The organism is Vibrio misgurnus, assembly GCF_029635775.1.
Taxonomy (GTDB): Bacteria; Pseudomonadota; Gammaproteobacteria; order Enterobacterales; family Vibrionaceae; genus Vibrio; species Vibrio chanodichtyis.
The window spans coordinates 2,223,638-2,248,307 of sequence record NZ_CP113241.1; the positions used below are offsets into that span (position 1 = coordinate 2,223,638).

The 24,670-nt window shown below is 48.3% G+C and carries 19 protein-coding genes and 2 pseudogenes; 6 read left to right on the plus strand and 15 right to left on the minus strand.

What is annotated here, in order from left to right; all coding sequences use genetic code 11:
- The first annotated feature begins 69 nt into the window (after positions 1-69).
- Both OOK74_RS10225 and rimO read left to right on the plus strand, forming a co-directional pair.
- Positions 70-3,321 (plus strand): type I restriction endonuclease subunit R, encoded by a 3,252-nt coding sequence (locus OOK74_RS10225; protein ID WP_278182732.1) that lies wholly within the window; start codon positions 70-72, stop codon positions 3,319-3,321.
- Positions 3,322-3,533: 212 nt separating this feature from the next.
- Positions 3,534-4,946 carry a 30S ribosomal protein S12 methylthiotransferase RimO gene (gene rimO / locus OOK74_RS10230; protein WP_278182733.1) on the plus strand — a complete coding sequence of 471 codons (1,413 nt, stop codon included), beginning with the start codon at positions 3,534-3,536 and terminating at the stop codon, positions 4,944-4,946.
- Positions 4,947-5,108: 162 nt separating this feature from the next.
- On the opposite strand, the gene trpS is transcribed toward rimO, so the two are convergent.
- The 13 genes and pseudogenes from trpS to pilM form a co-directional block, all read right to left on the minus strand.
- Complete coding sequence (gene trpS, locus OOK74_RS10235; protein WP_274722631.1) at positions 5,109-6,125, minus strand: tryptophan--tRNA ligase; 1,017 nt, start codon at positions 6,123-6,125, stop codon at positions 5,109-5,111.
- 143 nt (positions 6,126-6,268) lie between these two features.
- Positions 6,269-6,949: a phosphoglycolate phosphatase gene (locus OOK74_RS10240; protein ID WP_278182734.1), complete on the minus strand. Its 681-nt coding sequence runs from the start codon at positions 6,947-6,949 to the stop codon at positions 6,269-6,271.
- A gap of 19 nt (positions 6,950-6,968) precedes the next feature.
- On the minus strand, positions 6,969-7,643 hold the full coding sequence (gene rpe / locus OOK74_RS10245) for a ribulose-phosphate 3-epimerase (RefSeq protein WP_278182735.1): 675 nt from the start codon (positions 7,641-7,643) through the stop codon (positions 6,969-6,971).
- Positions 7,644-7,887: 244 nt separating this feature from the next.
- Entirely contained in the window at positions 7,888-8,721 is an 834-nt protein-coding gene (locus OOK74_RS10250; protein ID WP_278182736.1) for a Dam family site-specific DNA-(adenine-N6)-methyltransferase, read from the minus strand.
- 69 nt (positions 8,722-8,790) lie between these two features.
- Positions 8,791-9,369 (minus strand): annotated as a pseudogene (locus OOK74_RS15105) (SPOR domain-containing protein); the annotation flags it as partial.
- 510 nt (positions 9,370-9,879) lie between these two features.
- Positions 9,880-10,254 (minus strand): annotated as a pseudogene (locus OOK74_RS15110) (ATP-binding protein); the annotation flags it as partial.
- 55 nt (positions 10,255-10,309) lie between these two features.
- Positions 10,310-11,395: a 3-dehydroquinate synthase gene (aroB, locus tag OOK74_RS10260; protein WP_278182738.1), complete on the minus strand. Its 1,086-nt coding sequence runs from the start codon at positions 11,393-11,395 to the stop codon at positions 10,310-10,312.
- Between the two features lie 30 nt (positions 11,396-11,425).
- Positions 11,426-11,950 (minus strand): shikimate kinase AroK, encoded by a 525-nt coding sequence (aroK, locus tag OOK74_RS10265; protein ID WP_166014237.1) that lies wholly within the window; start codon positions 11,948-11,950, stop codon positions 11,426-11,428.
- Between the two features lie 186 nt (positions 11,951-12,136).
- Positions 12,137-13,849, minus strand: a complete 1,713-nt coding sequence (locus OOK74_RS10270; protein ID WP_274722625.1) for a type IV pilus secretin PilQ — start codon at positions 13,847-13,849, stop codon at positions 12,137-12,139.
- 25 nt (positions 13,850-13,874) lie between these two features.
- Complete coding sequence (locus OOK74_RS10275; protein ID WP_278182739.1) at positions 13,875-14,393, minus strand: pilus assembly protein PilP; 519 nt, start codon at positions 14,391-14,393, stop codon at positions 13,875-13,877.
- Positions 14,383-14,973 (minus strand): type IV pilus inner membrane component PilO, encoded by a 591-nt coding sequence (locus OOK74_RS10280; protein WP_278182740.1) that lies wholly within the window; start codon positions 14,971-14,973, stop codon positions 14,383-14,385. The genes OOK74_RS10275 and OOK74_RS10280 overlap by 11 nt, the downstream gene beginning before the upstream one ends.
- On the minus strand, positions 14,966-15,550 hold the full coding sequence (locus OOK74_RS10285; protein ID WP_274722622.1) for a PilN domain-containing protein: 585 nt from the start codon (positions 15,548-15,550) through the stop codon (positions 14,966-14,968). Before OOK74_RS10285 ends, OOK74_RS10280 begins: the two co-directional genes overlap by 8 nt.
- Positions 15,540-16,556, minus strand: coding sequence for a type IV pilus assembly protein PilM (gene pilM, locus OOK74_RS10290; RefSeq protein WP_278182741.1), 1,017 nt, complete (start codon positions 16,554-16,556; stop codon positions 15,540-15,542). Before pilM ends, OOK74_RS10285 begins: the two co-directional genes overlap by 11 nt.
- 151 nt (positions 16,557-16,707) lie before the next feature.
- Between pilM and OOK74_RS10295 the strand changes: the two genes are divergently transcribed.
- Positions 16,708-19,185: a penicillin-binding protein 1A gene (locus OOK74_RS10295; protein ID WP_278182742.1), complete on the plus strand. Its 2,478-nt coding sequence runs from the start codon at positions 16,708-16,710 to the stop codon at positions 19,183-19,185.
- 52 nt (positions 19,186-19,237) lie between these two features.
- On the opposite strand, the gene oxyR is transcribed toward OOK74_RS10295, so the two are convergent.
- Positions 19,238-20,143 carry a DNA-binding transcriptional regulator OxyR gene (oxyR, locus tag OOK74_RS10300; protein ID WP_278182743.1) on the minus strand — a complete coding sequence of 302 codons (906 nt, stop codon included), beginning with the start codon at positions 20,141-20,143 and terminating at the stop codon, positions 19,238-19,240.
- 138 nt (positions 20,144-20,281) lie between these two features.
- On the opposite strand from oxyR, the gene OOK74_RS10305 reads away from it, so the two are divergent.
- From OOK74_RS10305 to OOK74_RS10315, 3 genes are all read left to right on the plus strand, one after another.
- Positions 20,282-21,013: a glutathione peroxidase gene (locus OOK74_RS10305; RefSeq protein WP_274722618.1), complete on the plus strand. Its 732-nt coding sequence runs from the start codon at positions 20,282-20,284 to the stop codon at positions 21,011-21,013.
- Positions 21,014-21,086: 73 nt separating this feature from the next.
- Positions 21,087-22,541, plus strand: a complete 1,455-nt coding sequence (locus OOK74_RS10310) for a dihydrolipoyl dehydrogenase (protein WP_278182744.1) — start codon at positions 21,087-21,089, stop codon at positions 22,539-22,541.
- A gap of 215 nt (positions 22,542-22,756) precedes the next feature.
- Positions 22,757-23,011: a DUF3624 domain-containing protein gene (locus OOK74_RS10315; RefSeq protein ID WP_278182745.1), complete on the plus strand. Its 255-nt coding sequence runs from the start codon at positions 22,757-22,759 to the stop codon at positions 23,009-23,011.
- A gap of 197 nt (positions 23,012-23,208) precedes the next feature.
- Here OOK74_RS10315 and argH read toward each other — a convergent pair whose 3' ends face one another.
- Positions 23,209-24,588 carry an argininosuccinate lyase gene (gene argH / locus OOK74_RS10320; protein WP_274722614.1) on the minus strand — a complete coding sequence of 460 codons (1,380 nt, stop codon included), beginning with the start codon at positions 24,586-24,588 and terminating at the stop codon, positions 23,209-23,211.
- Positions 24,589-24,670 lie beyond the last annotated feature (82 nt).

Consider the following 24,670-nt stretch of genomic DNA (forward strand, 5'->3'; position numbering starts at 1 on the left):
AAACTTCACCACGCCACACCAGCCGCTAAATTACGTTTAGCATAAGACAAAGAATAAAAAGACAATAAGATGAAAGATACAACAAGCGAACGAGTATTTCAGGACGATATTATCCACCAACTGGTGGCTAACGGTTGGGTGCAAGGTACGGGTGACGGCTACAACCGCGAATCGGCATTGTATGAAACCGATGTTCTGCGCTTTATCCAGACCACGCAGCCAAAAGAGTGGCAGAAGTTCTGTACCATTTTCCCTACCGACTCTGAGCGCCATTTTCTGGATACGTTAGTCACCCAGCTCAAGAAAGCCGATGAGAATGCCACCGATCGCGCCTCACGCACCTTTGGCACCTTAGGTGTATTGCGTCATGGCCTGAAAACTCGCAGCGCCCGTTTTACCTTGTGTCAGTTCAAACCCGAACATAATCTCAACCCTGAAACGCTGGCTCGTTATCAGAACAATATCTGCCGAGTCGTACCTGAACTGGTTTACAGCCCGTATGCCACACAAGAGCACGAACAAGAAAGTGGCAAAAAAGCCAAGAGATGGCGCATTGATTTAGTGCTGTTCGTTAATGGTCTGCCGGTGGCCACGCTAGAGCTCAAATCTGAGTTCAAACAAGCCGTAGAAAACGCTATTGCTCAGTACAAGCTCACCCGCTTGCCCAAAGATCCCGCCACCAAAAACCCAGAGCCGCTGCTCACCTTCAAACGAGGGGCGCTGGTGCATTTTGCAGTGAGTCAGTATGAAGTGTATATGGCCACCAAGCTGGCCGGAGAAGAGACCTTCTTCCTGCCCTTTAACAAAGGCACCCACGATGGCGGTAAAGGCAATGACATTCCCGATGATGCCAACCGCTACGCGACGGATTACCTGTGGAATGAGGTATTAACACCGGCTAACCTGCTTAATATCATCGGGCGTTTTATCCACCTGCAAATCGAAGAAAAAGAGGACTGGGAAGGGCGTAAGTATAAAAAAGAGACCCTGATTTTCCCTCGTTATCACCAATGGGATGTCGTCACCAAGCTAGTCAATGCCGCCATTGAGGAAGGCACAGGGAATAAGTATCTGATCCAGCACAGCGCAGGCTCTGGTAAATCAAACTCGATTGCATGGACAGCCCACCAGCTTTCCACTCTCTACGATGAGCAAGGAAACAAACAGTTCGACTCGGTGATTGTGGTCACTGACCGAACCGTGCTCGATGACCAGTTACAAGACACCATCTATCAGTTTGAACATGCCGATGGCGTTGTGGGCCGCATCAACCGCAAAGAAGGCGATGGCTCAAAATCAGAAAAGTTAGCCAGTGCATTGGAAACCTCACAGCCGATCATCATCGTTACCATTCAAACGTTCCCGTTTGTACTCAAAGCTATCGAGAACTCAACCGCACTTAAAGAGCGCCGTTACGCCATCATTGCCGATGAAGCTCACTCATCACAAACAGGGGCAACCGCTCGCCAGCTCAAAGAAGTGTTGATGACAGAAGAAGCCGATGATGACGTTGAGCTTTGTTCAGAAGACATTCTGGATGCCACCATTGCCGCTCGCCGTGGTAGCGCCAATCTTAGCTACTACGCGTTTACCGCGACCCCTAAAGCTAAAACCCTTGAGCTATTTGGCCGTAGACCTGATCCGTCACATCCAGCCTCTAAGCGTAACTTACCGGTTGCCTACCATGTGTACTCCATGCGACAAGCCATTGAAGAAGGCTTCATTCTGGATGTGCTGAGGAACTACACCAACTATAAGGTGATCTACCAGCTTAAGCAGAAGTTAGAAGCTGAAGATAAAGAAGTGGATGCCGGTAAAGCCAAGGTAAAACTCACCAACTGGGTACGCCTGCACGATCACAACATCTCACAGAAAGTGAAAGTGATTGTCGAACACTTTAAAAAGAACGTGATGGGCTTACTGGGTGGCCAAGCCAAAGCCATGGTCGTTACCAGTTCACGTAAAGAGGCGGTACGCTACAAACTCGCGTTTGATAAATACGTTGCCGAGCATGGCTATGCCGGTATTCGGGCCATGGTCGCCTTCTCAGGGGAAGTTGAGTTTAACGCCGCAGACCCCGATAGCAGCGCATTTATGGATCAGAAGTTCACCGAGCTTAATATGAACCCTGATCTGAAAGGGCGCGAAATGCGCAAAGCCTTTAACTCTGATGATTATCAAGTGATGCTGGTGGCTAACAAGTTTCAAACCGGATTTGACCAGCCAAAGCTGTGCGCCATGTATGTAGATAAAAAGCTCGCCGGTGTGGAGTGTGTGCAGACACTTTCCCGTTTGAATCGCACCTATCCAAGCAAAGCGGAGTCCGGCACCTTTGTGCTCGATTTCTATAACGATCCGCAAGATATTCTCGATGCTTTTCAGCCGTATTACCAAGTCGCCGAACTCGAAGATGTGTCAGATACCGATAAGGTTTTCGACTTGTTCGAGAAGTTACGGGCAAGCGGAATTTTCTTGTGGTCAGAAGTAGAACAATTTGTTGATGCGTTTTTCACCAAAAACAAATCAAACGCCGCTATCAGCAATATCTGTAAGCCTGCGGTTGATCGCTGGCGCAAGCGTTATAGCTCGGCAATAGAAGCCTATCTGCATGCGAAAAATGTCTTTGAACGCACCAAGAAAACCGGCGATGCCGTATTGATGGCGAATGCAGAAAACAGCTTCAAAGAGTGCAAGCAGGAAAAAGACCGTCTAGAGATCTTCAAAAAAGACTTGGGCAGTTATGTGCGTTTCTATGAGTTTATGTCACAGATTGTGGATTACGACGACAAAGAGCTCGAAAAACTGAGTCTGTACGCTCGCCATTTACGCCCACTGCTACGTGAGAAAGTCATAGAAGAAGATGAGCTGGATTTGAACAATGTGGTGATGACGCATTACCGCTTATCCAAAATCCGCCAGCAAGACATACAACTGCAAGAAAATACCCAAGACTACTCGCTCAAACCGAGTAATGATGTCGGCACCGCTAAACCCAAAGACAAAAAAGAAGAGTTCTTATCGCACATCATCGAGCGCCTGAACGAAGTTTTTGTGACTGATAATCTGACCGATAAAGACATGCTCAATTATGCCTTTACCGTGCGCGATAAACTCACTGAAAACGAGACGGTTATGAGCCAGATTGCCAACAATACACGGGAACAAGCCATGCTGGGCGATTTCCCTCGGGCATTTGATGACGCCATACTGAGCAGCAGCGCCGCCCACCAAGAGCAGATGATGCAGTTGTTATCTGATCCAAATAAAACCAAGCAATTTGCTCGGGTGGTGTTTGATATGTTGAGTGGGTATCAGGGATAACAGCAAAGCCACATAACGCGGCAAGGTTTAAGCCAAACATGCCGACTTAAGCCGCACTTGGCGGGTGCTTTTTTGCGCAATTTTGCACGCTCAGCTCTACCCAATTTCCTCGGCTCAGTTATAATTCGCCGACTTTTATACCCGTACCGATTGCCACCACACCTTGGTGATCTGAGCGGTGATCCGATAATTATCAGGTAGCACACAGAGCAATGACAGTTCAGACTTTTACGCCCAACCAAACGACAACCTTAGAAACGGCGAAAAAAACCCTCGCACAACAGAGCCAAAGCGGCCAAACCACAGGCAATAAAATTGGTTTTGTTTCGTTAGGTTGCCCGAAAAACTTGGTCGATTCAGAACGTATTTTGACCCAACTGCGTACCGAGGGGTATGACATCGTCAATAGTTATCACGATGCCGACGTAGTGATTGTCAACACCTGTGGCTTTATCGATAGTGCGGTACAAGAATCGCTGGATACGATTGGTGAAGCGCTCAAAGAAAATGGCAAAGTGATTGTCACCGGCTGCCTTGGCGCGCGCGAAGATGAAATTCGCCAAGTGCATCCCAATGTATTAGGCATCACCGGTCCACACGCTTATCAAAACGTATTGGAACATGTACACCAATTTGCGCCCAAGCCAGCCCATAATCCATTTACTAGCTTAGTGCCGGATCACGGGGTAAAACTGACTCCCAAGCATTACGCTTACCTAAAAATTTCCGAAGGGTGTAATCACCGCTGTACTTTCTGCATTATTCCCTCGATGCGCGGTGACTTAGTCAGCCGTCCAGTGGGCGATATTCTTAGCGAAGCGGAACGCCTGAAAAACGCTGGGCTAAAAGAGCTACTGGTGATCAGCCAAGATACCAGCGCTTACGGGGTGGATACCAAGCACAGCCTCGGTTTTGCCAACGGTTCACCAGTGCGCCACAATATCAAAGCACTGAGTGAAGAACTCGGCAAAATGGGCATTTGGGTACGTTTGCACTATGTCTACCCTTACCCGCATGTCGATGAGTTGATCCATTTGATGGCGCAAGGCAAGGTACTGCCTTACCTAGATATTCCGTTCCAACACGCCAGTCCACGAGTGCTGAAAATGATGAAGCGCCCAGGACAAGCGGAACGCACCTTAGAACAAATTAAAAGATGGCGTGAGATCTGCCCAGAGCTGGTGATCCGCTCGACCTTTATCGTCGGCTTCCCAGGCGAAACGGAAGAAGATTTCCAGATCCTGCTGGATTGGCTGCAACAAGCCCAACTCGATCGCGTTGGCTGCTTTAAGTATTCCCCCGTCGAAGGGGCTACGGCCAATGAGATTGCAGATCAGATCCCGGAAGAAGTGAAACAAGATCGATTCGAGCGCTTTATGCTGGTGCAACAAGCGATCAGCGCCGCCAAACTGCAAAAGCGGATTGGCAGCACCATGCAAGTGCTGATTGATGAAGTCGATGAAGAAGGCGCGATTGGCCGTACCTACGCCGATGCTCCTGAAATTGATGGCTTAGTCTATCTCAATGGGGAAACCAAGCTAAAACCGGGTGAGCAAGTCAATGTGCTGATCGAACACGCCGATGAATATGATCTGTGGGGCAGCGTACAGCGCGACGCACAGTAAATCGAGTACAGAACCCATAATACCCATAATACCCATAATAAATAAGGCTAGCGCAAGCTAGCCTTTATTTTTCCGCCGAGCCAAGCAATACCGCAGTGGATATAGCTCAATCACGCAAGCAAAATGATTTGACCATGGCGCACTCAGCGCCATGATTAACGTTTATGGGCGTGCCACAAATCCGACTGCCGCATAGACTTGTTGTAGCGTTTGCTGCGCCTTGGCTGAGGCTTTCTCTGCACCATCACGCATCACGCTGTTAAGATAGGCACGATCACTGCGAATCCGCTGGTATTGCGCCTGAATCGGCTCCAGCATCGCCACCAGCGCTTCACCAACGTCTTTCTTAAATGGGCCATACATCTCCACCCCAGCGTATTGCGCTTCAATTTGCGCAAAAGTTTGCCCGGTAGCAGCAGAATACAGCCCCATCAAGTTAGCAATTCCGGCTTTATTCTCTACATCGTAGGCGATCCGCGGTGGAGTTTCGGCATCGGTTTGCGCTTTGTTGATCTTCTTGATGATCGATTTAGGATCTTCCAGCAAGGTGATGACATTTTTGCGATTATCATCCGATTTCGACATTTTCTTAGTCGCATCTTGCAGGCTCATCACGCGCGCATTCACGGTTGGGATATAAGGCTCTGGGATAGTAAAAATCGGCTGCTCAGGGGCATAAATATTATTGAAACGGGTCGCGATATCTCGCGCCAGTTCTAAATGCTGCTTCTGATCACTGCCGACTGGCACTTGGTGCGCGCCATACAGCAGAATGTCCGCCGCCATCAACACCGGATAACCAAACAAACCAACATTCACATCATTGGCATAACGTGCTGATTTATCTTTAAATTGAGTCATGCGGTTCAGTTCACCCATCTGGGTATAACAGTTTAATACCCAACTCAGTTGCGCATGCTCCGGCACATGGGATTGAACAAACAGCGTGCTCTTTTGTGGATCAACCCCGACTGCCAAGCAGATTGCCAGTGCATCAAGCGTTGCTTCATACAGCGCTTGCGGATCTTGGCGTACGGTAATCGCATGCAGATCAACCACACAATATTGGCAATCATAATCATCTTGCATCTGTTGCCATTGACGCAGAGCACCCAAATAGTTACCGATACTTAGTTCACCAGATGGTTGAACACCACTCAATACAATGGGTTTGCTCATGGGTTTGATTTCCTTGCAGCTGAAATTAAAATTACACAATACTTAAAATGACACCAACCAAAGTGACAAAACCGCACTGAGATGGAGTGCGGTTTTAGCAGTGTACTTATTAACGAGTATTTTTCTAGTGCGAATAACAGGTTTTATGCCGAAATCTGCACCACCTCAAGTAGCGTGCCAATATCATCGGCCACAAAATCAGGCTGCGCATTAGCAATCGGCTCGCCGTGGTTGTAGCCATAGGTTAAACCAAACGAGTAACAGCCGGCATTTTTGGCAGCCAGAATGTCATTTTTCGAGTCCCCAACCATCAACATCTGATCCGCACTCAGTTGATGCTTATCCAGCAACCAATTTAGCGCCATCGGATCCGGCTTCTTATCTGGGAATGTATCGCCACCAATCACATCACTAAAAAAGTGGTCAATCTTATGCTGCACAAGCACTTCCGGCACAAAGCGCGATGGTTTATTGGTCACCAAAGCCAAAATAAACCCAGCATTATGCAATGCTGCCAAGGTCGCTGTGACGTTGGCATACAGATGACTTAATTGATGGCCAGTTTGCGCGTAAAATTCATCAAACTTTTCGCGTGCTTGCTCTAGCAGGGCTGGGCTTAAATCGGAATTGATGGTTAAACTTTGGCTAAGCGCCCGTGCAATCAATACATCGGCACCATTGCCGACATAATCACGCACTTGTGCTTCACTGACCGTGGGATAACCAAGTAGGCGTGCAGTTTGATCCACCGCAAGCGCTAAATCCGGCACGCTGTCGAGCAGCGTACCATCCAAATCAAAAGCAATTAATTTTATCGATTTCAAAACAGGGTCCTAACTCAAATTAAATCTTGGCTTGTGCCAATTCAGCACGCATTTTGGCAATCACCGCTTGGTAGTCAGGCTGGCCAAAAATCGCCGAGCCAGCCACAAACATATCGGCCCCCGCCTCCGCAATCTCACGGATGTTTTCCACTTTGACGCCACCGTCGATTTCCAAACGAATTTGACGACCACTTTGCGTGATCCGCTCACGCACCGCACGCAGTTTATCTAAGGTGTGTGGAATGAAAGATTGTCCGCCAAAACCTGGGTTAACCGACATCAATAAAATCAAATCCACTTTATCCATAATATAATCAAGATGATGTAGTGGAGTCGCCGGATTGAATACCACACCCGCCTGACAGCCACACTCTTTGATCAATTGCAGGGTGCGATCCACGTGCTCAGAAGCTTCAATATGGAAAGTGATCATCGAGGCACCAGCTTGAGCAAAATCGGGAATAATGCGGTCGACCGGTTTAACCATTAGATGCACATCGATCGGCGCGGTGATCCCATAATCGCGGAGCGCTTTACAAATCGGTGCGCCAAATGTCAGGTTCGGTACGTAGTGATTATCCATCACATCGAAATGCACCACATCGGCCCCAGCCGCGAGCACTTTGGCAACATCTTCACCTAAACGGGCAAAATCGGCGGAGAGAATGGATGGTGCAATGAGAAAATCTTTCATACTGACCTCATGAGGAATGGAATGCGAGCTGGATATAATGTGCTCGCTATTCTACCTAAGCTCGCCAACAGATCCTAGCGCACCACTCAGCGGCCAAGATCATTTTGGCGAATATCCCCTTTCTAGTTGAAGCTGCAGCGGTGTTGGCTACGTTCCTTCACCCCAACCACACAAGTTTGCCTATGCTCATCGGGACTCATTCACTTGCCGCCTACCTGCAACGCCACGTTGTTTGAGGATAACATCAAACTTGAGGGGCTGAATGTGGGGTAAATAAAGCGAGCAATTCATCGACTTTATTACGCCCAGCGCCATTGCGACTGATGGTGCGATTGGCTTTGACGACGTTAAGCTGTGCCCCGCGATATAAACGGCGGGTATGGGTGGTGTCATGATTGGAAATCAACACCGAAATGCCACGCTCTTTGGCGGTTTTCTCGGCAATATCCGCTAACGCGGCTTGATCGTCGAGAGTAAAACCATTACCGGCATAAGAGGTAAAATTGGCGGTCGTTGAGAGCGGCGCATAAGGTGGATCACAATAGATCACGCTATCACTTTGCGCCTGCGCAAAACTTTGGTGGTAAGAGGCGCAGATAAACGTTGCACGCTGAGCTTTTTCAGCAAAAAACTCCAGCTCTTGCTCGGGGAAATACGGTTTTTTATAAGAGCCAAACGGTACATTAAAGCCGCCTTTTTTGTTGTAACGGCACAGGCCATTGAAACCAAATCGGTTCATATACAAAAACGCCAGTGAGCGAAACAGCACATCATCACTTTGATTAAACTGCTGACGAATATCGAGATAGGCTTCTTTACGATTATTTTCCGGCACAAACCAGCGTTTGGCTTCGGTAATGTAAGCTTGCGAGTCGGTTTTGAGCAAATTATAGAAATTGATCAGATCGGGATTAATATCTGCCAGCAGATAGCGCTCAAAATCCGTATTCAAAAACACGGATCCGGCCCCAACAAAAGGCTCAACCAATTCACGAGCTTCTGGCAGATGGCGTTGAATGTCTTCTACTAGGCTAAATTTACCGCCAGCCCATTTCAGAAAGGCACGCTGCTTTTTCATCTACTTCTCTAATCACTGGCCACAAAATAAGGCTGCGGAATGTAACATATTTTTGCTTGAAGCTCAGGTTTATTTGTTACGTTGGATTTCGCGCTGCACCTGACTGAGTGACTTCGCCCAAGGACCCAATGCTTGTAGCGCAGCAGGCAGTTGCTCGACCGCATCGCGCGCCATTTGAATGGTGGGATAATTACCCTGCGTGACAATAAACCACTCCACCTCATTACGTAAGGTCGGATAAACGTAAACTTTATTGTGCAACTGATAGCGCTCAATAAATGCCTGCACATCTGGCAGTGAATTCATCGCCGCCAGTTGCAAGGTATAACTGCGCGCCGACATCGCTTTAAGTTCATCACGCGCAAAAGAAAAACTGACCGCTGGCGGCGCTGAAACCGAGGCAGCGCTTGGCTGCAGAGTTTGGCTTTTCAGTTGCGTAGCAGCTTGAGTTGACTCAACAAGTTGCTCAATCGCGACGGTATCGGTGGGATTAGCGGTGCCTTGCAGTAGCGCATCAACCACATCCGAGTTAATCACCACTCGCTTACCATCATCAGCCATGCCGACACTGGCGGTGGTCTCTACCACATCCGGTGGCAAAGCGGCCGTATCATCATAAGCGCCAAACCTCGTACCATCAGCCTCTGAAGTCGCCTCATTATTAGCCTTGGCATCATCAGCCAGCGCTGAGTGATTCGCAGCATCGAGGGGAGCAAGCACCGTTTGTTCCGCTGTTGCCAATTGCCGTTCTTGTGGCACCGGTTTTGAGAGTAGCCACCAATAGCCACCACCGAGCAACAGTAGCAATAACAGTATCACTAAGGTGATGTTGAATGGTGAGCCAATAATTGAGCGGATCACCACTCGCTTTTCTAATTTAGTTTCCGCCAATGCCATAATTTCCCCCGGTAACGGATGCACTTTTTTATACGCATTGCGAACTTTACGCTCAAGTTGTGGATCAACATAGCGCATCACTCGATTTTCGAATAACCGATCCGCTTCATCTTCGGACAGCATCTCAATCTCTAAATCGACAGGCTTATGCTCCTGACCGTAACTTAAACGAGCCAGCAACGCGTCCAAACCATTATCCCGAGCAAACAGCAACACATTAAGCGTCCAACGCGGATTCAGTTGTGCTTCTTGCACCAACATCCACAATTCGGAAATCAGCGACTCAGACAGCAGATGGGCATCATCGACCACAATGGCGATATCGCAGGTCTGCTCTTCAAATAGGCGAGTAACACTCTCAGCGAGCGGATCTTTGGGGTTGAACGAGGACTCAGATGCCAACTGTGACAAGATAGTCACTCGGCGCTGCTCATCATTTTGATTAGGATGACACATCAGCAGAGCTTGGTTTTTATCCGGCACCCAGCTCTCTAAAAAGCGCTGTGCCAACCAAGATTTACCTGCACCTTGCCGACCACACACATTCACTAAATGAGAACCAAAGCGAGTCAGTAGCTGTAACCGCTGCAATAATTCCGTTTGCGACTCTAAATCCAGTTCATGTGCCAAACTCATTGGGCCATCCTAATCACAATTGTCTGCTATCAATAAGGTTACACGAGCGTCCATTTTACACAGTGCGACAATACTCAATCGCCTGTGCGATCACAGCTTGAGCAACATCTTTTACTACTGCGGCACTGCCTATGCTAGTTGGTAATACGAGACGTAGCTCGCCGGCCAACACTTTTTTATCACGCAGCATATGCTGCATAAAATCGGCAAATGTCATACTATCCGGTGGACAAACCGGTAATTGGGCTTGTTTGAATAGCGCGACGATACGCGCAAACTGAATAGGATCAATCAAACCTTGCAGTAAGGCAGTTTTGGCCGCCATCACCGTGCCAGCCGCAACAGCTTCACCGTGTAGCCAATTACCATAGCCCATCTGTGCTTCAATCGCATGGCCAAAGGTATGGCCGAGATTGAGTAACGCACGAATACCCGTTTCGGTTTCATCTTGAGCGACGATTTCAGCTTTGATTTGGCAACAACGGGCAATCGCATAAGTTAATGCGCTTTGATCGAGAGCATATAATGCATCGATGTGCTGCTCTAACCAATCGAAAAACGCCGCATCGTAAATAATCCCGTATTTGATCACTTCGGCCATGCCTGCGGCAAATTCACGTGCGGGCAGAGTGGCTAAACAGTCAGTATCAATTAATACCGCTTGCGGCTGATAAAATGCGCCGATCATGTTTTTGCCAAGTGGATGATTGACCGCGGTTTTCCCCCCTACCGAGGAGTCTACTTGCGACAATAACGTGGTGGGAATTTGGATAAAATCCACTCCGCGCTGATAACAAGCTGCCGCAAAACCGACCAGATCGCCAATCACTCCGCCACCGAGGGCAATGATCACCACATCACGGTTGTAGTTGTGTTCGAGCAAAAAGCTCACCACGGTATTGAACGTCTCTAAAGTTTTGTACTGTTCACCGTCAGGCAGCTCAAGCAATGCATGCTGACAGCCAAGTCGATCCAGTAATGAGACAATTGCAGATGCATAAAGCGGAGCTACCGTGTGATTAGTCACGATCACCACTTTCTGCTGGGCGGAGAGAGAAAGAAAGGCCGGATCAGCAAATAATCCGGCACCGATTGAAATTGGGTAGCTACGTTCACCTAAGTTGACCGTAATCCGCTCCATGGTTTTGCACTCCAATTCTTCGAACAAATCTTACATGATGTGTTCTTCTAGCATTTTTACGATCTGATTGGCTACCACTTTTGCACTTTGATCGTCAGTACGCACGGTGATATCCGCTATTTCTTGGTACATCGGGTTACGATCTTCGGCTAATTGCTCTAACACATCACGTGGGCAATCGGTTTGTAATAACGGACGCTTTTTATCACGATTGGTGCGGGCCAATTGTTTTTCGATGGTCGTTTCGAGGTACACCACGATACCGCGAGCAGACAAGCGATTGCGATTATCTTTACTGATCACAGAGCCACCACCGGTCGCCAGTACGATACCTTGTTGCTCAGTTAGATCATTAATAACAGCCTCTTCGCGCTTGCGGAAGCCTTCCTCACCTTCAACATCAAACACCCATGCGATATCAGCTCCGGTACGTTCTTCGATAACCGTATCAGAGTCAACAAACTCCATGTGCAGTTGTTGCGCAAGGTGTCTACCAATTGTACTTTTGCCGGCGCCCATCGGGCCAACAAGGAAAATATTGCGTTTCTCAGCCATGTTTAGCAGTAATTTACAACGTTAATTCAATGACATCGCCACAAGAGTTGCTGGACATATACCAACAGTAAGTATGCTTGTGGCACCTATTCCTCACCGATATTTCGTGATAAGACCCGAAATTATCAAGGTATGGTGCCACTATTGCAACTTTAATTTTTGTTCACTGGTTTTACGCACGCTAAGTTATTGAATGACGACTTTCGGCGTGACAAAAATCAGTAGCTCACTTTTACCCATTTGCTCGTAAGTGCGGCGAAACAGAGCGCCTAATACGGGCAGATCGCCGAGCAATGGCACTTTATCCACCGAATTATTGATACTGTGTTGGAAAATGCCGCCCAGCACCACCGTTTCGCCATTATTGACCAACACCTGAGTGCCGATCCGCTGGGTATCAATTGAAACCGCTTCTCCGGTTCCGGTTTTGACCGTTTCACCACGTCGATCTTGAGTCACGCTCAAATCGAGCACCAAGCGATTGTCTGGGGTAATTTGCGGCGTCACTTTTAAACTCAATACCGCTTTTTTAAATGATACGGTTGAAGCGCCGCTGGAGGAAGATTCGAGGTACGGGATCTCAGTACCTTGTTCAATATAGGCGGGCTGTTTATTGGTGGTGATCAATCGTGGGCTAGAGATGATCTCTGCTTTTGACTCATTTTGCAGTGCCGAAAGTTCTAAATCGAGCAACGTATCTGAACCTAATTTGGCCACCTGGAAAGCAATCGAAGGTGCGTTGGCTGAAGCGCCTAAGTTAACATTTAAGAAATTATCGAGCGGAAAGTCATCATCACCGAGCAGACCTTGTTGCCAGAGATTGCTTTCAATCGAACCACCAACGGAATGGCTACCATTGGTTGACATCACTCCCCAACGCACCCCAAGCTCATCAATATTGCCTTCCTTGACGGTCACGATCCGCGCTTCAATTTGTACTTGTTTAACTGGGATATCCAGTGATTCAATGATCTCACTGATCACCGCGATATTGTCCGGTAACTCACGGATCAGTAGCGAGTTAGTCCGCTCATCAATGCTGATTGAACCACGATCCGACAGCATATTAACATTGCCCTCACCGCCGATCATCGCGGCGATATCCGACGCTTTGGCAAAGTTAATCTTGATGATTTGTGATTTTAAATCGCCAAGCTCTTCGGTCAAACGCGCCTTTTCCAAAGCTTGTTTCTCACGTAGATCCAGCTCTTCTTTAGGAGCAATCAGAATCACGTTGCCATCGACCCGCTTATCCAAGCCTTTGACTTGCAAAATAATATCCAGCACTTGCTGCCAAGGTACCCCATCTAAGCGTAAAGTGAGGTTGCCAACCACTGAATCCGAGACCACTAAATTGAAGCTGTTATAGTCAGCAATCAGCTGCAAGACATTGCGCACCGGAATATCTTGGAAGTTAATCGAGATCAGCTTGCCCTCTTTTTCCAAGATACTTTTCGATTTTGGCTTTTCATCCACTTTGAGTTTACTGATCACCACTTCAAGGTATTTGCCTTTTAAAGAGTAATCATGCTTAAACTCACCCTCAATGCTCACAATCAACTCTGTGGTCGGCTGCTTTCTAAACACTTCAATGCTCTGCACCGGAGTGGCAAAATCTTTTACATCGAGCAGATAAAGCTTGTCATCGGCCACATCGGTTTTCAGCAGATCAATGCTTAACCCTTGCGGGATCTTTTGCACATCGACCACTACCGAAGCGGAAGCCAATTCCACAATTAACACGGCGGCCTGGGCTTTATTGACTCGAAAATCAATATTTTCTAATCGATTAGCCGACACAGAATCAACAGCATACGCGACGGAAGAAGTGCAAACCGCCAAACCAATCCATAAGGTCAACCAAGTCTGGGCGACATAAGTTTTCAATCCATTTTTCATCGTGATATCTCTACACTTCAACCTATTATTTTAAAGCCAGCTTGACGTTACGCTGATTCCAACACCCTAAGCCATCCGGCAAGGTTTCATTAATTAACAAGTAGCGCTCATCGACTCTCGTGATCTTGCCATTATTATTTCCTATATATTGCCCCGCTTTGACCTTAACCACGTTCCCATTCGGGGTCTGGATCAAGGCTGAAATCGATCCTCCACTGCTCATCACTCCCTTAAGACGCAACTGAGTGAGAGGATAACGCTCAAGGGGTCCATTTTTGGTGCGCGGTGCAGGTTGCCAACAATCGGTTTGCGCGACTGGTTGATTGTGTACCAGCGCTTCTTTGGGCAGCATAAATGGCTCACGTCCTTTATGCTGTTGATATTCAACGGCGGAAAACTCCAAAATCGGCTTGAGCTTAGCCACTTCTTGGCGAGCTTCGCGCTCGATTTGGGCAACATAGCTGGCTAAATTGTCTTGATTGGCTTTGCAGCCAACCAACATCAACAAGCTGAGTAACAGCGGCCAAAGCGAATTATTTTTCATCCTCCACCTCCGGCTTAAACTGATAGGTGTAGGCTCTGACTCGAAAATGCAGTGTGCTGCTTTCTTGACTGACTCGCTGCCAATCAATGTCATCAAAATGAATAATCCGTGGTAGCTGGGCTATCGCCTGAGAGAAATCACCAATATCGTGATAGTTACCGGTCAGCTCAATATTGAGTGGTAAACGATACAGAAAGGCTTGATTTTGGCGTTCACCCCAATCAATTCTGGTGAAGGTTAGTGAGTTATCTAGGCCTAATTGATTGACTGACGCCAGCATACTGGCCAGCTCTTTTTGTACCGGCAATTGACGTAATAAAAAGTCATAGCGCTGTTTTAATTCATCGAGTTGCGCTTGGATCTGTGGCAAAGCCGCCACTTTGTTGGCTTTGATCCTCAGAGTGGCTTTAACCGTTTGTTCTTCTTGTTTCAAAGCGTTGATTTGATCTTGTTGTGGCATCAGATAGAACCAGTAACCCGCTCCTTGAACCAGCAACATCAACAATAAAATCACCAATAACTGAGGCAATAATGGCCATTCGGTGATCTCATCAAGTTCCAATTCTTGCAAATTAGTCATCGGATACCTCTCCCTGTTTTAGCTCAGATCGCGCCAGCAACAATTGGAAAGAGACTTTGAAGCTCTGAAACTGCTTACCAAAGCGTTTATTGCCCGCCACAATCTCATGCATCTCCACCTCGCTTAATTTGGTCGACTTTTCTAGGTTGTCGAGCATAGTGGCTAAACGGGCGGTCGAATCGCTAATACCGGTGATCTCTATTTGCTGACCATTCATTTTGATCTTATCGACATACACACCTTCTGGGATCAACTGCGGCATCAGATTCATAAAATCGGTGGTGGTATTGCGTTTGTGCTGCAATTGCTCGACCACATGCAGCCGAGTCAGCAGCGCTTTGTGTTCCTCTTCGCTCAGTTTCAATTGTGAGACTTGCTGATCGAGCGAAAAAATATGCTGCTTTAAATAGCCAATCCGCTCTTGCTGTTGCGCCACTTGACGGCTCAAATAGTTACCTGCGGCAAACTGCATCAACACTGCGAGTAAAATACCGAGCATGACTAAACCTAAAAAACGCCGTTTATGAGCTTCACGCCGAGCTTCTCGCCATGGCAATAAATTAATTCTATCCAGCATGCTCACCCTCCAGCCACGCTAAACCACGCAAGGCCAAACCTGCCGCGGTACTAAACTGTGCCCCATCCCTCACTGGTCGCTGACGCCTCGCTACATCGATTGTGAACAGTGAGAATGGATCCAATACCTCACAGGGTAGCCCTAAACGCTGCTGTAGGGCCTCAGTCAAACCCGCCATCAGTGCGCCACCACCAGAAAGCCATAGACCACTCAGATGTTGCGCCCCATGTACCGAGGTGAATAACTGAATTTGACGGGCCGTTTTATCGACCAACTCATCAATAAAGCGCTGTATTGGATCTTGCAGCGCTAATGGGTTAACGGCGAATTCGCTCCTTGGTTCGACGTCGAGTCGTTGAGTACCGAACGGAATATCTTTGTAAAATGGCATTTTGTCTGGCCAATCGAGGCACAGGGTGCTTTGGCTATAGCCAATATCAATCAACATCCAATCTGCACGCCGCAGAGCACGACTCGCGTGTTGCCATAACTTCAACAAGCTATGCACCTGTACATCGATCAAGATCGGCTCAAAACCCGCTTTTTTACTGACGTGTAAACGACTGTCGACCACTTCAGTTCTGGTGGCATAAACTTGGAAGGTTGTCGTGCTACTGCGCGCAACAGTACTATTCGCAATCTCGACAAAATCGAAACTCAGATCTTCGACCGGAAAAGGGGATTGATGGGAGAAAGCCTGATAGATAGCAAACTCCTGCTCACGTGGTTCAAGGTCACTATCGATGGGTAATGATTTGCTGATCACCGCATTATCCGGAATTGCCAATGCGACTTTACGACTAAATAGCGGTAACCCCTTTTTTAGTTGTTTGAGTTTCTTTACAATTTTCTGATAATCGAGCGTGTAGTTATCGGTGAAAATATCCGCGGTAACGAGCAACTCCTCATACCCCACCAGCGCGCAGGTGTCGCCCATAGGTTTGAGCACCACAGCTTTAATGCTGTGATGGCCGATATCAATACCCGTAACTAATGATTTACCCATGAGGCTAAGTTCCCATAAAGATGTCCAGCTCAACCGACCGATTGCTCTATACTTGGCAATAAATAGGTAGATGAGATTGGGTGAGCTAAGGTTCTTGCCTAGAGTACAAGGGTTTGCATTAGTGCAGCCTCAACTAAACAGGGATTCTCCGGTGAAGTTCATAAAGCGTTTGTTAGTATTTTCATTGATTTGCATTATTCTTGGAGTCACTACAATCTTTGGTTTCTATTTCTATCTGAAATCAGAATTGCCAGATGTCGCGACTTTGCGTGACGTTCAGTTACAAACTCCGATGCAAGTCTTTAGTCAAGACGGTAAGTTGATCGCCCAATTTGGCGAGAAACGCCGCATTCCACTGAAGCTGGAAGAGATGCCGAAAGCGTTAATTGACGCAGTGATTGCCACCGAAGATTCTCGCTTCTATGAACACTATGGGTTTGATCCGATTGGTATCACGCGTGCTGCGTTTGCCGTGGTCGCATCGGGCAGCGCCTCACAAGGCGCGAGTACCGTGACTCAGCAATTAGCGCGTAACTTTTTCCTCTCTAATGAGAAAAAAGTCATGCGTAAGATCAAAGAGATCTTTATTGCCATCCACATCGAAGAACTGCTTAGCAAACAAGAAATTTTAGAGCTGTATCTGAATAAAATTTATCTTGGTTACCGCTCTTATGGCGTGGGTGCGGCAGCTCAAGCTTATTTTGGCAAAGAGGTAAAAGACCTCACCTTAGGTGAAATTGCGCTGATTGCGGGTCTTCCAAAAGCGCCTTCGACCATGAACCCGATCTATTCCGTCGAGCGCGCGACCAATCGTCGTAACGTGGTGCTACTGCGCATGCTGGATGAAAAATACATCACACAAGCCGAATATGAAGCTGCTCGGCGTGAACCGGTGTTAGCCAAATATCACGGGGCAGAAATTGAGTTAAATGCACCTTATGTGGCGGAAATTGCCCGCGCTTGGATGGTCGAACGCTATGGTGAAGAAGCGGCTTACACGTCAGGGATGAATGTCTATACCACGGTGGATGCCAAGCGACAAAAGGCGGCTAATCAAGCCGCGGTCAATAACTTGATCGCTTATGATGAGCGCCATGGTTATCGCGGCGCAGAAAAAGAGTTATGGTCAACCAACCAACCCGCTTGGAGCAGCAGTCAACTAACCCAATACCTCAGCAATGAGCCAACCTATGGCGATATGTACCCTGCGGTGGTACTGAGTGTCGAGAATCAATCCGCACAGGTTTGGGTGAAAAGTTACGGTCAGCAAACCATCGCTTGGGAAAATATGAACTGGGCGCGCCGCTTTATTAACGATGATCGGCAAGGTCCACTGCCCCGCAGTGCGAGCGAATTTTTAGCGGCTGGCCAGCAGGTTTGGGTTCGGCCACGTAGCCAGGATGGCCAGATCGAGGCTTGGAAACTCAGCCAAGTACCGAATGCCAATACCGCTTTTGTCGCCATGAATCCAGATAACGGGGCAGTACTCGCCTTGGTGGGCGGCTTTAACTTTGTACATAATAAATTTAACCGTGCTACTCAGTCGGTGCGTCAAGTGGGCTCGAGTATTAAGCCGTTTATCTATTCGGCTGGGTTGGATCAAGGGCTGACATTGGCCACCTTGATTAATGATGCACCGATTAATCAATGGGATGAGAGTCAAGGCACCGCGTGGCGACCTAAAAATTCACCACCGACTTACACTGGCCCGACTCGGCTTAGAATTGGCTTAGCTCAATCAAAAAACGTCATGGCAGTGCGAGTATTGCGTGAAGTTGGTTTGGATAAAACCCGTCAATATTTAACCCGCTTTGGCTTTAGTCTTGATCAACTACCACGCTCAGAAACCATCGCGCTCGGCGCGGGTAGCTTGACGCCAGTACAAATGGCACAGGGTTTCTCGGTGTTTGTGAATAATGGCTACTTTGTTCAACCTTTCTATATTAGCCGAGTCGAAACACCATCCGGCAAACTGGAGTTCAGCGCTGAACCGAAAGTCGTCTGCCATCAACAGTGTGCCGCAACACTCAATGAGTTTGCCGAACAAGATGTCAACACCGCTTATGCGCCACAAGTGATCTCCGAACAAAACGCGTTCCTGACCCGCGAAATGTTGTACAGCAATATTTGGGGGGGCGGCGAATGGAGTTCAGACACGGGTTGGAATGGTACGGGCTGGCGCGCGCAAGCACTGAAGCGGCGTGATATTGGCGGCAAAACCGGCACCACCAATGATTCAAAAGATGCATGGTATAACGGTTATGGCCCGGGCATTGTCGCCGTGGCTTGGGTCGGTTTTGACGACCATAGTCGCAACTTAGGCAAAACGGCACCAAATCGTAATCTTGACGACGATGTCTCCGGAGCGGAATCGGGTGGTAAAACCGCGCTACCCGCTTGGGTTGAGTTTATGTCGCTCGCGCTGCAAGAAGTACCGACCCAACCCAAAGTTGTGCCCGATAATATAGTGCGGGTACGCATTGACCGTGAGACTGGACTACTGACCAACAAATTGGATTCCAGCTCAATGTTTGAGTATTTCCAAGCTGGGACAGAACCGACTGAATACGTGGGCGAACATGTCAATGAGTCGATTTACTCATCCAGCACTGGTGAAGAGTTGTTCTAACTTACATCGATAACCAACCGAGGCGGCATTGACCGCCTCGTTTTTTTTGGCGTTAAATTGACTCTAGCCCGGTAGGTTGCAAGCACTGCTGAATCACCGCCGCCAACTGCACAAAACGCTGACGCAAAGGCGAGCCAGGCCGATGAGCCAGCACCAAACGGCGTGAAGGCTCAGGATTGATTGCGCGCAGATAACACACGCCATCTTTGTTTTTTTCTGCGGGCAGTGCCAATTGAGGCAATAAGGTAATCCCAGCCCCAGCGGCAACCATATTGCGTAACGTTTCTAAACTGGTGGCTTTAAAACGCTCATCATCCTTTGCACCGGCGGCAAAACAAAAACCCAACGCTTGATCGCGTAAGCAATGGCCATCGCCCAAAGCTAACACCGTTTTATCTTTCAGTTCCAACATCTCGACCGCATCGCGCTCAGCCCAAGCATGATCACTTGGCACCGCAATCCGCATCACCTCATGATACAGTTCAATCTCTTTAAATGGCGCGGTCTCTTCCACCGAGGCTAATACCAAGCAATCGAGCTTGCCCTCTTCAAGTTGCCGCACCAATTGATGGGTCTGCGCTTCATGCAGGTAAAGCTCCAATTCCGGAAAACGCTGTTTCAAGGTTGGGATGATCCGCGGTAATAGATAAGGCCCTAAAGTTGGGATAAATCCGATGTGCAGCGGGCCGGTCATTGCTCCCGTTTGCTGATTTGCCATATCTTTAAAGGTTTTCACTTCGCTGAGAATTTTCTTGGCCTGATCGACCAACTGCAGCCCAGACTCAGTAAACAGCACGCGCCGACTACTGCGCTCAAGCAAGGTAGTCCCTATCTCATCCTCTAATTTACGGATTTGACCACTGAGCGTTGGTTGACTGACAAAACACGCTTCTGCTGCTTTACGAAAATGCTTGTGGTCGGCTAACGCGACCAGATATTCAAAATCACGAATGTTCATGCTTTACCAACATAGAATACACCTATCAAAACCATAGCATTAAACGATTAGAGCTATCAAAGTATTTCTTGAATAATCATCACAACAAAGCAATCCATGCTATTGATTTAATTTTTAATTTCAAAAATGAGGCAACAAATGTTTACAGCTAAAGAAGGCCAGAACGTTCCACAAGTCACTTTTCCAACTCGCCAAGGCGATGCTTGGGTTAATCTAACCAGCGATGAATTATTCAAAGGCAAAACCGTTATCGTGTTTAGCTTACCAGGTGCATTTACGCCAACTTGTTCATCCACTCACCTGCCGCGCTATAACGAGCTATTCCCAGTATTTAAAGAGCACGGTGTGGATAGCATCCTATGCGTATCCGTGAACGATACTTTCGTAATGAACGCTTGGAAAGATGACCAAAATGCCGACAACATCACTTTCATTCCCGATGGTAACGGTGAGTTTACCGATGGCATGGGTATGCTAGTGGATAAAAATGACCTTGGTTTCGGTAAACGTTCATGGCGTTACAGCATGCTGGTGAAAGACGGCGTGGTAGAAAAAATGTTTATTGAGCCCAATGAACCAGGTGACCCGTTCAAAGTTTCTGATGCAGACACCATGCTCAAGTACATTGCCCCGCAATACAAAGTGCAAGAGTCGGTAACCATCTTCACCAAGCCGGGCTGCCCTTACTGTGCGAAAGCCAAACAAGCCCTGATTGATGCGGGTCTACAGTATGAAGAGCTGATCTTAGGCAAAGATGCCACTACCGTGAGCCTACGTGCCGTTTCGGGCCGCAGTACAGTGCCACAAGTCTTTATCGGTGGTAAGCATATTGGCGGTAGCGACGACTTAGAAGTCTACCTAAACCAATAAGCACTATAGGCTCCGTAACGGAGCCTAATTTTTCCCCCCGACAGACCGATAACCCACCGATTGAGGAACCAGAATGAAGCAGATCCACGTTGATGTTGCCGTGATAGGCGGCGGTACCGCTGGTCTTGGCGCTTACCGTGCCGCAAAAGCCTATACGCCAAATGTGGTCATGATTGAAGGTGGCCCTTACGGCACCACCTGCGCGCGAGTAGGCTGCATGCCTTCCAAATTACTGATCGCGGCGGCAGAAAGCGTGCACCAGATTGAGAAAGCGCCCGGTTTTGGCATTCACCCACAAGGTGAAATCGTGATTAATGGACGTGAAGTGATGGATCGCGTCAAACGCGAACGGGATCGCTTTGTTGGCTTCGTACTGGAAGGAGTCGACTCAATTCCTGAACAAGATAAGCTGGCTGGCTATGCCAAGTTTATTGATAACCATACCCTGCAAATCGATGATCATACTCGCGTTCATGCCCAACGGATTGTGATTGCCACTGGTTCACGCCCTGCTTACCCAGCCGCATGGCATGAGTTAGGCGATCGGTTAGTGATCAACGATGATGTGTTCGAATGGGATGATCTGCCTGCGGCGGTTGCGGTATTTGGTCCGGGCGTGATCGGCTTAGAGCTCGGTCAAGCACTGCATCGTTTAGGGGTGCAAGTCAAAGTGTTTGGCTTAGGTGGTCAAGTGGGACCACTGACTGACCCTGAGATCATGGCTTACGCTAATCGTGCTTTCCAGCAAGAGTTTTATCTGGATGCGGATGTCAAAATCGAAAGCATGCAGCGTATCGCGGGCGATAAAGTTGAGATCCAATTTATCAACCAGCAAGGTGAATTAGAAACTTTCGTGGTCGATTACGTGCTGGCCGCCACCGGTCGTCGTCCCAACGTTGATCAGCTCGGCTTAGATAACACCGATGTGGCGCTCGATGCACGTGGCGTACCGACCGCTGATCACTACACGCTGCAAACTTCAGTACCTGCAATTTTTATTGCTGGCGATGCTAGCAACCAAATTCCGCTGCTGCATGAAGCGGCCGATCAAGGTCGAATTGCCGGTGATAACGCCGGGCGCTTCCCTGACATTCGCGCTGGTTTGCGCCGCTCGCCAATTTCTGCAGTGTTTTCTGACCCACAAATCGCTATGGTTGGGGAAACCTATCAGCAGTTAACGCAGCGTTTGGGTAACTGTGGCTGCTTTGCGGTGGGTGAAGTGTCGTTTGAAAACCAAGGTCGTTCACGCGTGATGCTGCGCAACAAAGGCTTGCTGCATGTGTATGGCGAGCAAGGCACAGGTCGTTTCCTTGGCGCGGAGATGATGGGACCGAATGCCGAGCATTTAGCCCACCTACTGGCTTGGGCACACCAAAACCAGATGACTATTTCACAGATGCTGGATATGCCTTTCTACCATCCGGTGATTGAAGAAGGAGTGCGCACTGCACTGCGCGATCTTAACGCTAAGCTGCACTTAGGCCCAGAGATGATCCAGCACTGTTTGGATTGTGGCCCGGGCTGTTAATCTGCGCCTATCGTAGTCGATGGCTAAAGCATCCCCCATCAGATACAGCCCAACCAGCAAGTTGGGCTTTTTTGCGGTTGTGAAAACCGTTAGCCGCTAACTGTCACTGGCGATCAAGATCATTTGAGCCACCGACTCAGCTCTCGGTTATACTGGTGAACCTTAGCAATCGGAACCCGATTGTTGATGGATCACTTGCAACGAAAGGAGTAGCCATGGCTTGTGGAGAGTGCAGCGAACATTGGTTTTGGAAAAAAATCGGCCGCTGCCAGCGCTGTATCGATCAACTCACGGTGTTATCCGTGGTGGTGTGGATCATTTGGTTTTGGGGCTTTAAAGATGTGCCCACCAGCATCGAGTCGCTCAGTCTGATCTTGGCGGGTTTTGCTTTCAATGGCCTGCTATTTCTGCATCTATGGCTCAGGTATGTGATCTTGCCTTGGCGTAAACGGCAAGCCAAAAAGGATTAGATCGAGCGCATCACTCTTCTGCTGTGCAGAAAAGAAAAAAGCCCTAAACCTAGTACAGATTTAGGGCCTTCTTAGAGTCTTCTAAGAAAAAGCAGTGGTACAGCTATAGACTGAGCTTTATGGCAAAGGTTCATTAAAAATGATCTTTTTACGATCTTTTTTAGCTCGCAAGGATCCTGCCTGACCGCTCACCCAATTTATTCCGCCTTTACCCGAGCTTGCGCCTGTTGCAAGGCATAAGCCACTTGCTGGGGAGCCACTCCTCCCAGAGCACAGCGCTTATGTAAACAAGAGTCGATGGTCAAAATCGAGTAAACATCTTGCTCAATCAACGGCGAAAACTGCTGTAGTTCGCTCAGCTCGAACTCTTCCAGCGCCACTCCTTGTTTAATCGCCGCTACCACCACTACCCCAACAATATGGTGCGCTTCACGAAATGGCACCCCTTTCGCGACTAAATAATCCGCCAGCTCGGTCGCGTTCGAGTAACCTTGCTTGGCCGCTTCGAGAGTACGCGCAGCGTTGACTTTAATCCCATCAAAACAGAGTCCAGCCATTTGCAAGCAATCAAACCAAGTATCAAGCGCATCAAACAGCCCTTCTTTGTCTTCCTGCATGTCTTTATTGTAGGCCAGTGGCAAGGCTTTCACCGTCATCATCATCCCGGCCAACGCGCCATAGACACGGCCGGTTTTGCCACGGATCAACTCCAGCGCATCCGGATTTTTCTTTTGCGGCATCAAAGACGATCCCGACGTCACCGTATCCGCGAGCTCAATAAAACCTGCTTCGCCAGTGGTATAAAAGATCATATCTTCCGCCAGACGCGACAAATGCAGCATTGAAATCGATGCCACAGAGATCAGCTCCAGTACATGATCGCGATCGGAAACCGCATCCAATGAATTACGTGTCGCGCGAAGAAAACCAAGATCCGCCGCCAACACTTCCCGATCAATCGGGTAAGCAGTGCCCGCTAAGGCTCCAGATCCAAGTGGTGAAGTATTTAGCCGCGTCAATGCGTCAGCTAAGCGTGATTCATCCCGCTCAAACATTTCTAAATAAGCTAAGCACCAGTGGGCAAAGGTGACTGGCTGTGCGCGTTGCAAATGGGTATAGCCCGGCAGCACCGTCGCTTGGTGCGCAGCCGCTACCGCAACTAACTGTTGCTGTAGTGCTTTAAGCGCCAACAGAAGATGAACGCTTTGATCGCGGCACCACAGTTTAAGATCGGTTGCCACCTGATCATTACGCGAACGGCCAGTGTGCAGTTTCTTACCCAGATCGCCGACTTGCTCAATCAGTTGCTGCTCGACCCAAGAGTGAATATCTTCCGCATCCGACGCTAAAATTTGCTCAGGATCTTGCTGAACCGATTGCAACAATTGGTTTAACGCCTGCTCTAACTGTTGTTGCTCAAGCCCGGTTAACACATTGACTGACAGCAAAGCTTTTGACCAAGCAATCGAGCCAACAATATCTTGCTCGGCCAAGCGATAATCAAAGCGCAGTGAATCATTAAAGGTTTTAAACCGACTGTCTGCCGCTTGGGTAAATCTTCCACCCCATAATGCCATGCTACATCTCCTACTTGCCTCTGACTGCCACCACAGTTGAGGATGTGATAACTGAAAAATAAGGATCGCACGGCGATCCTTA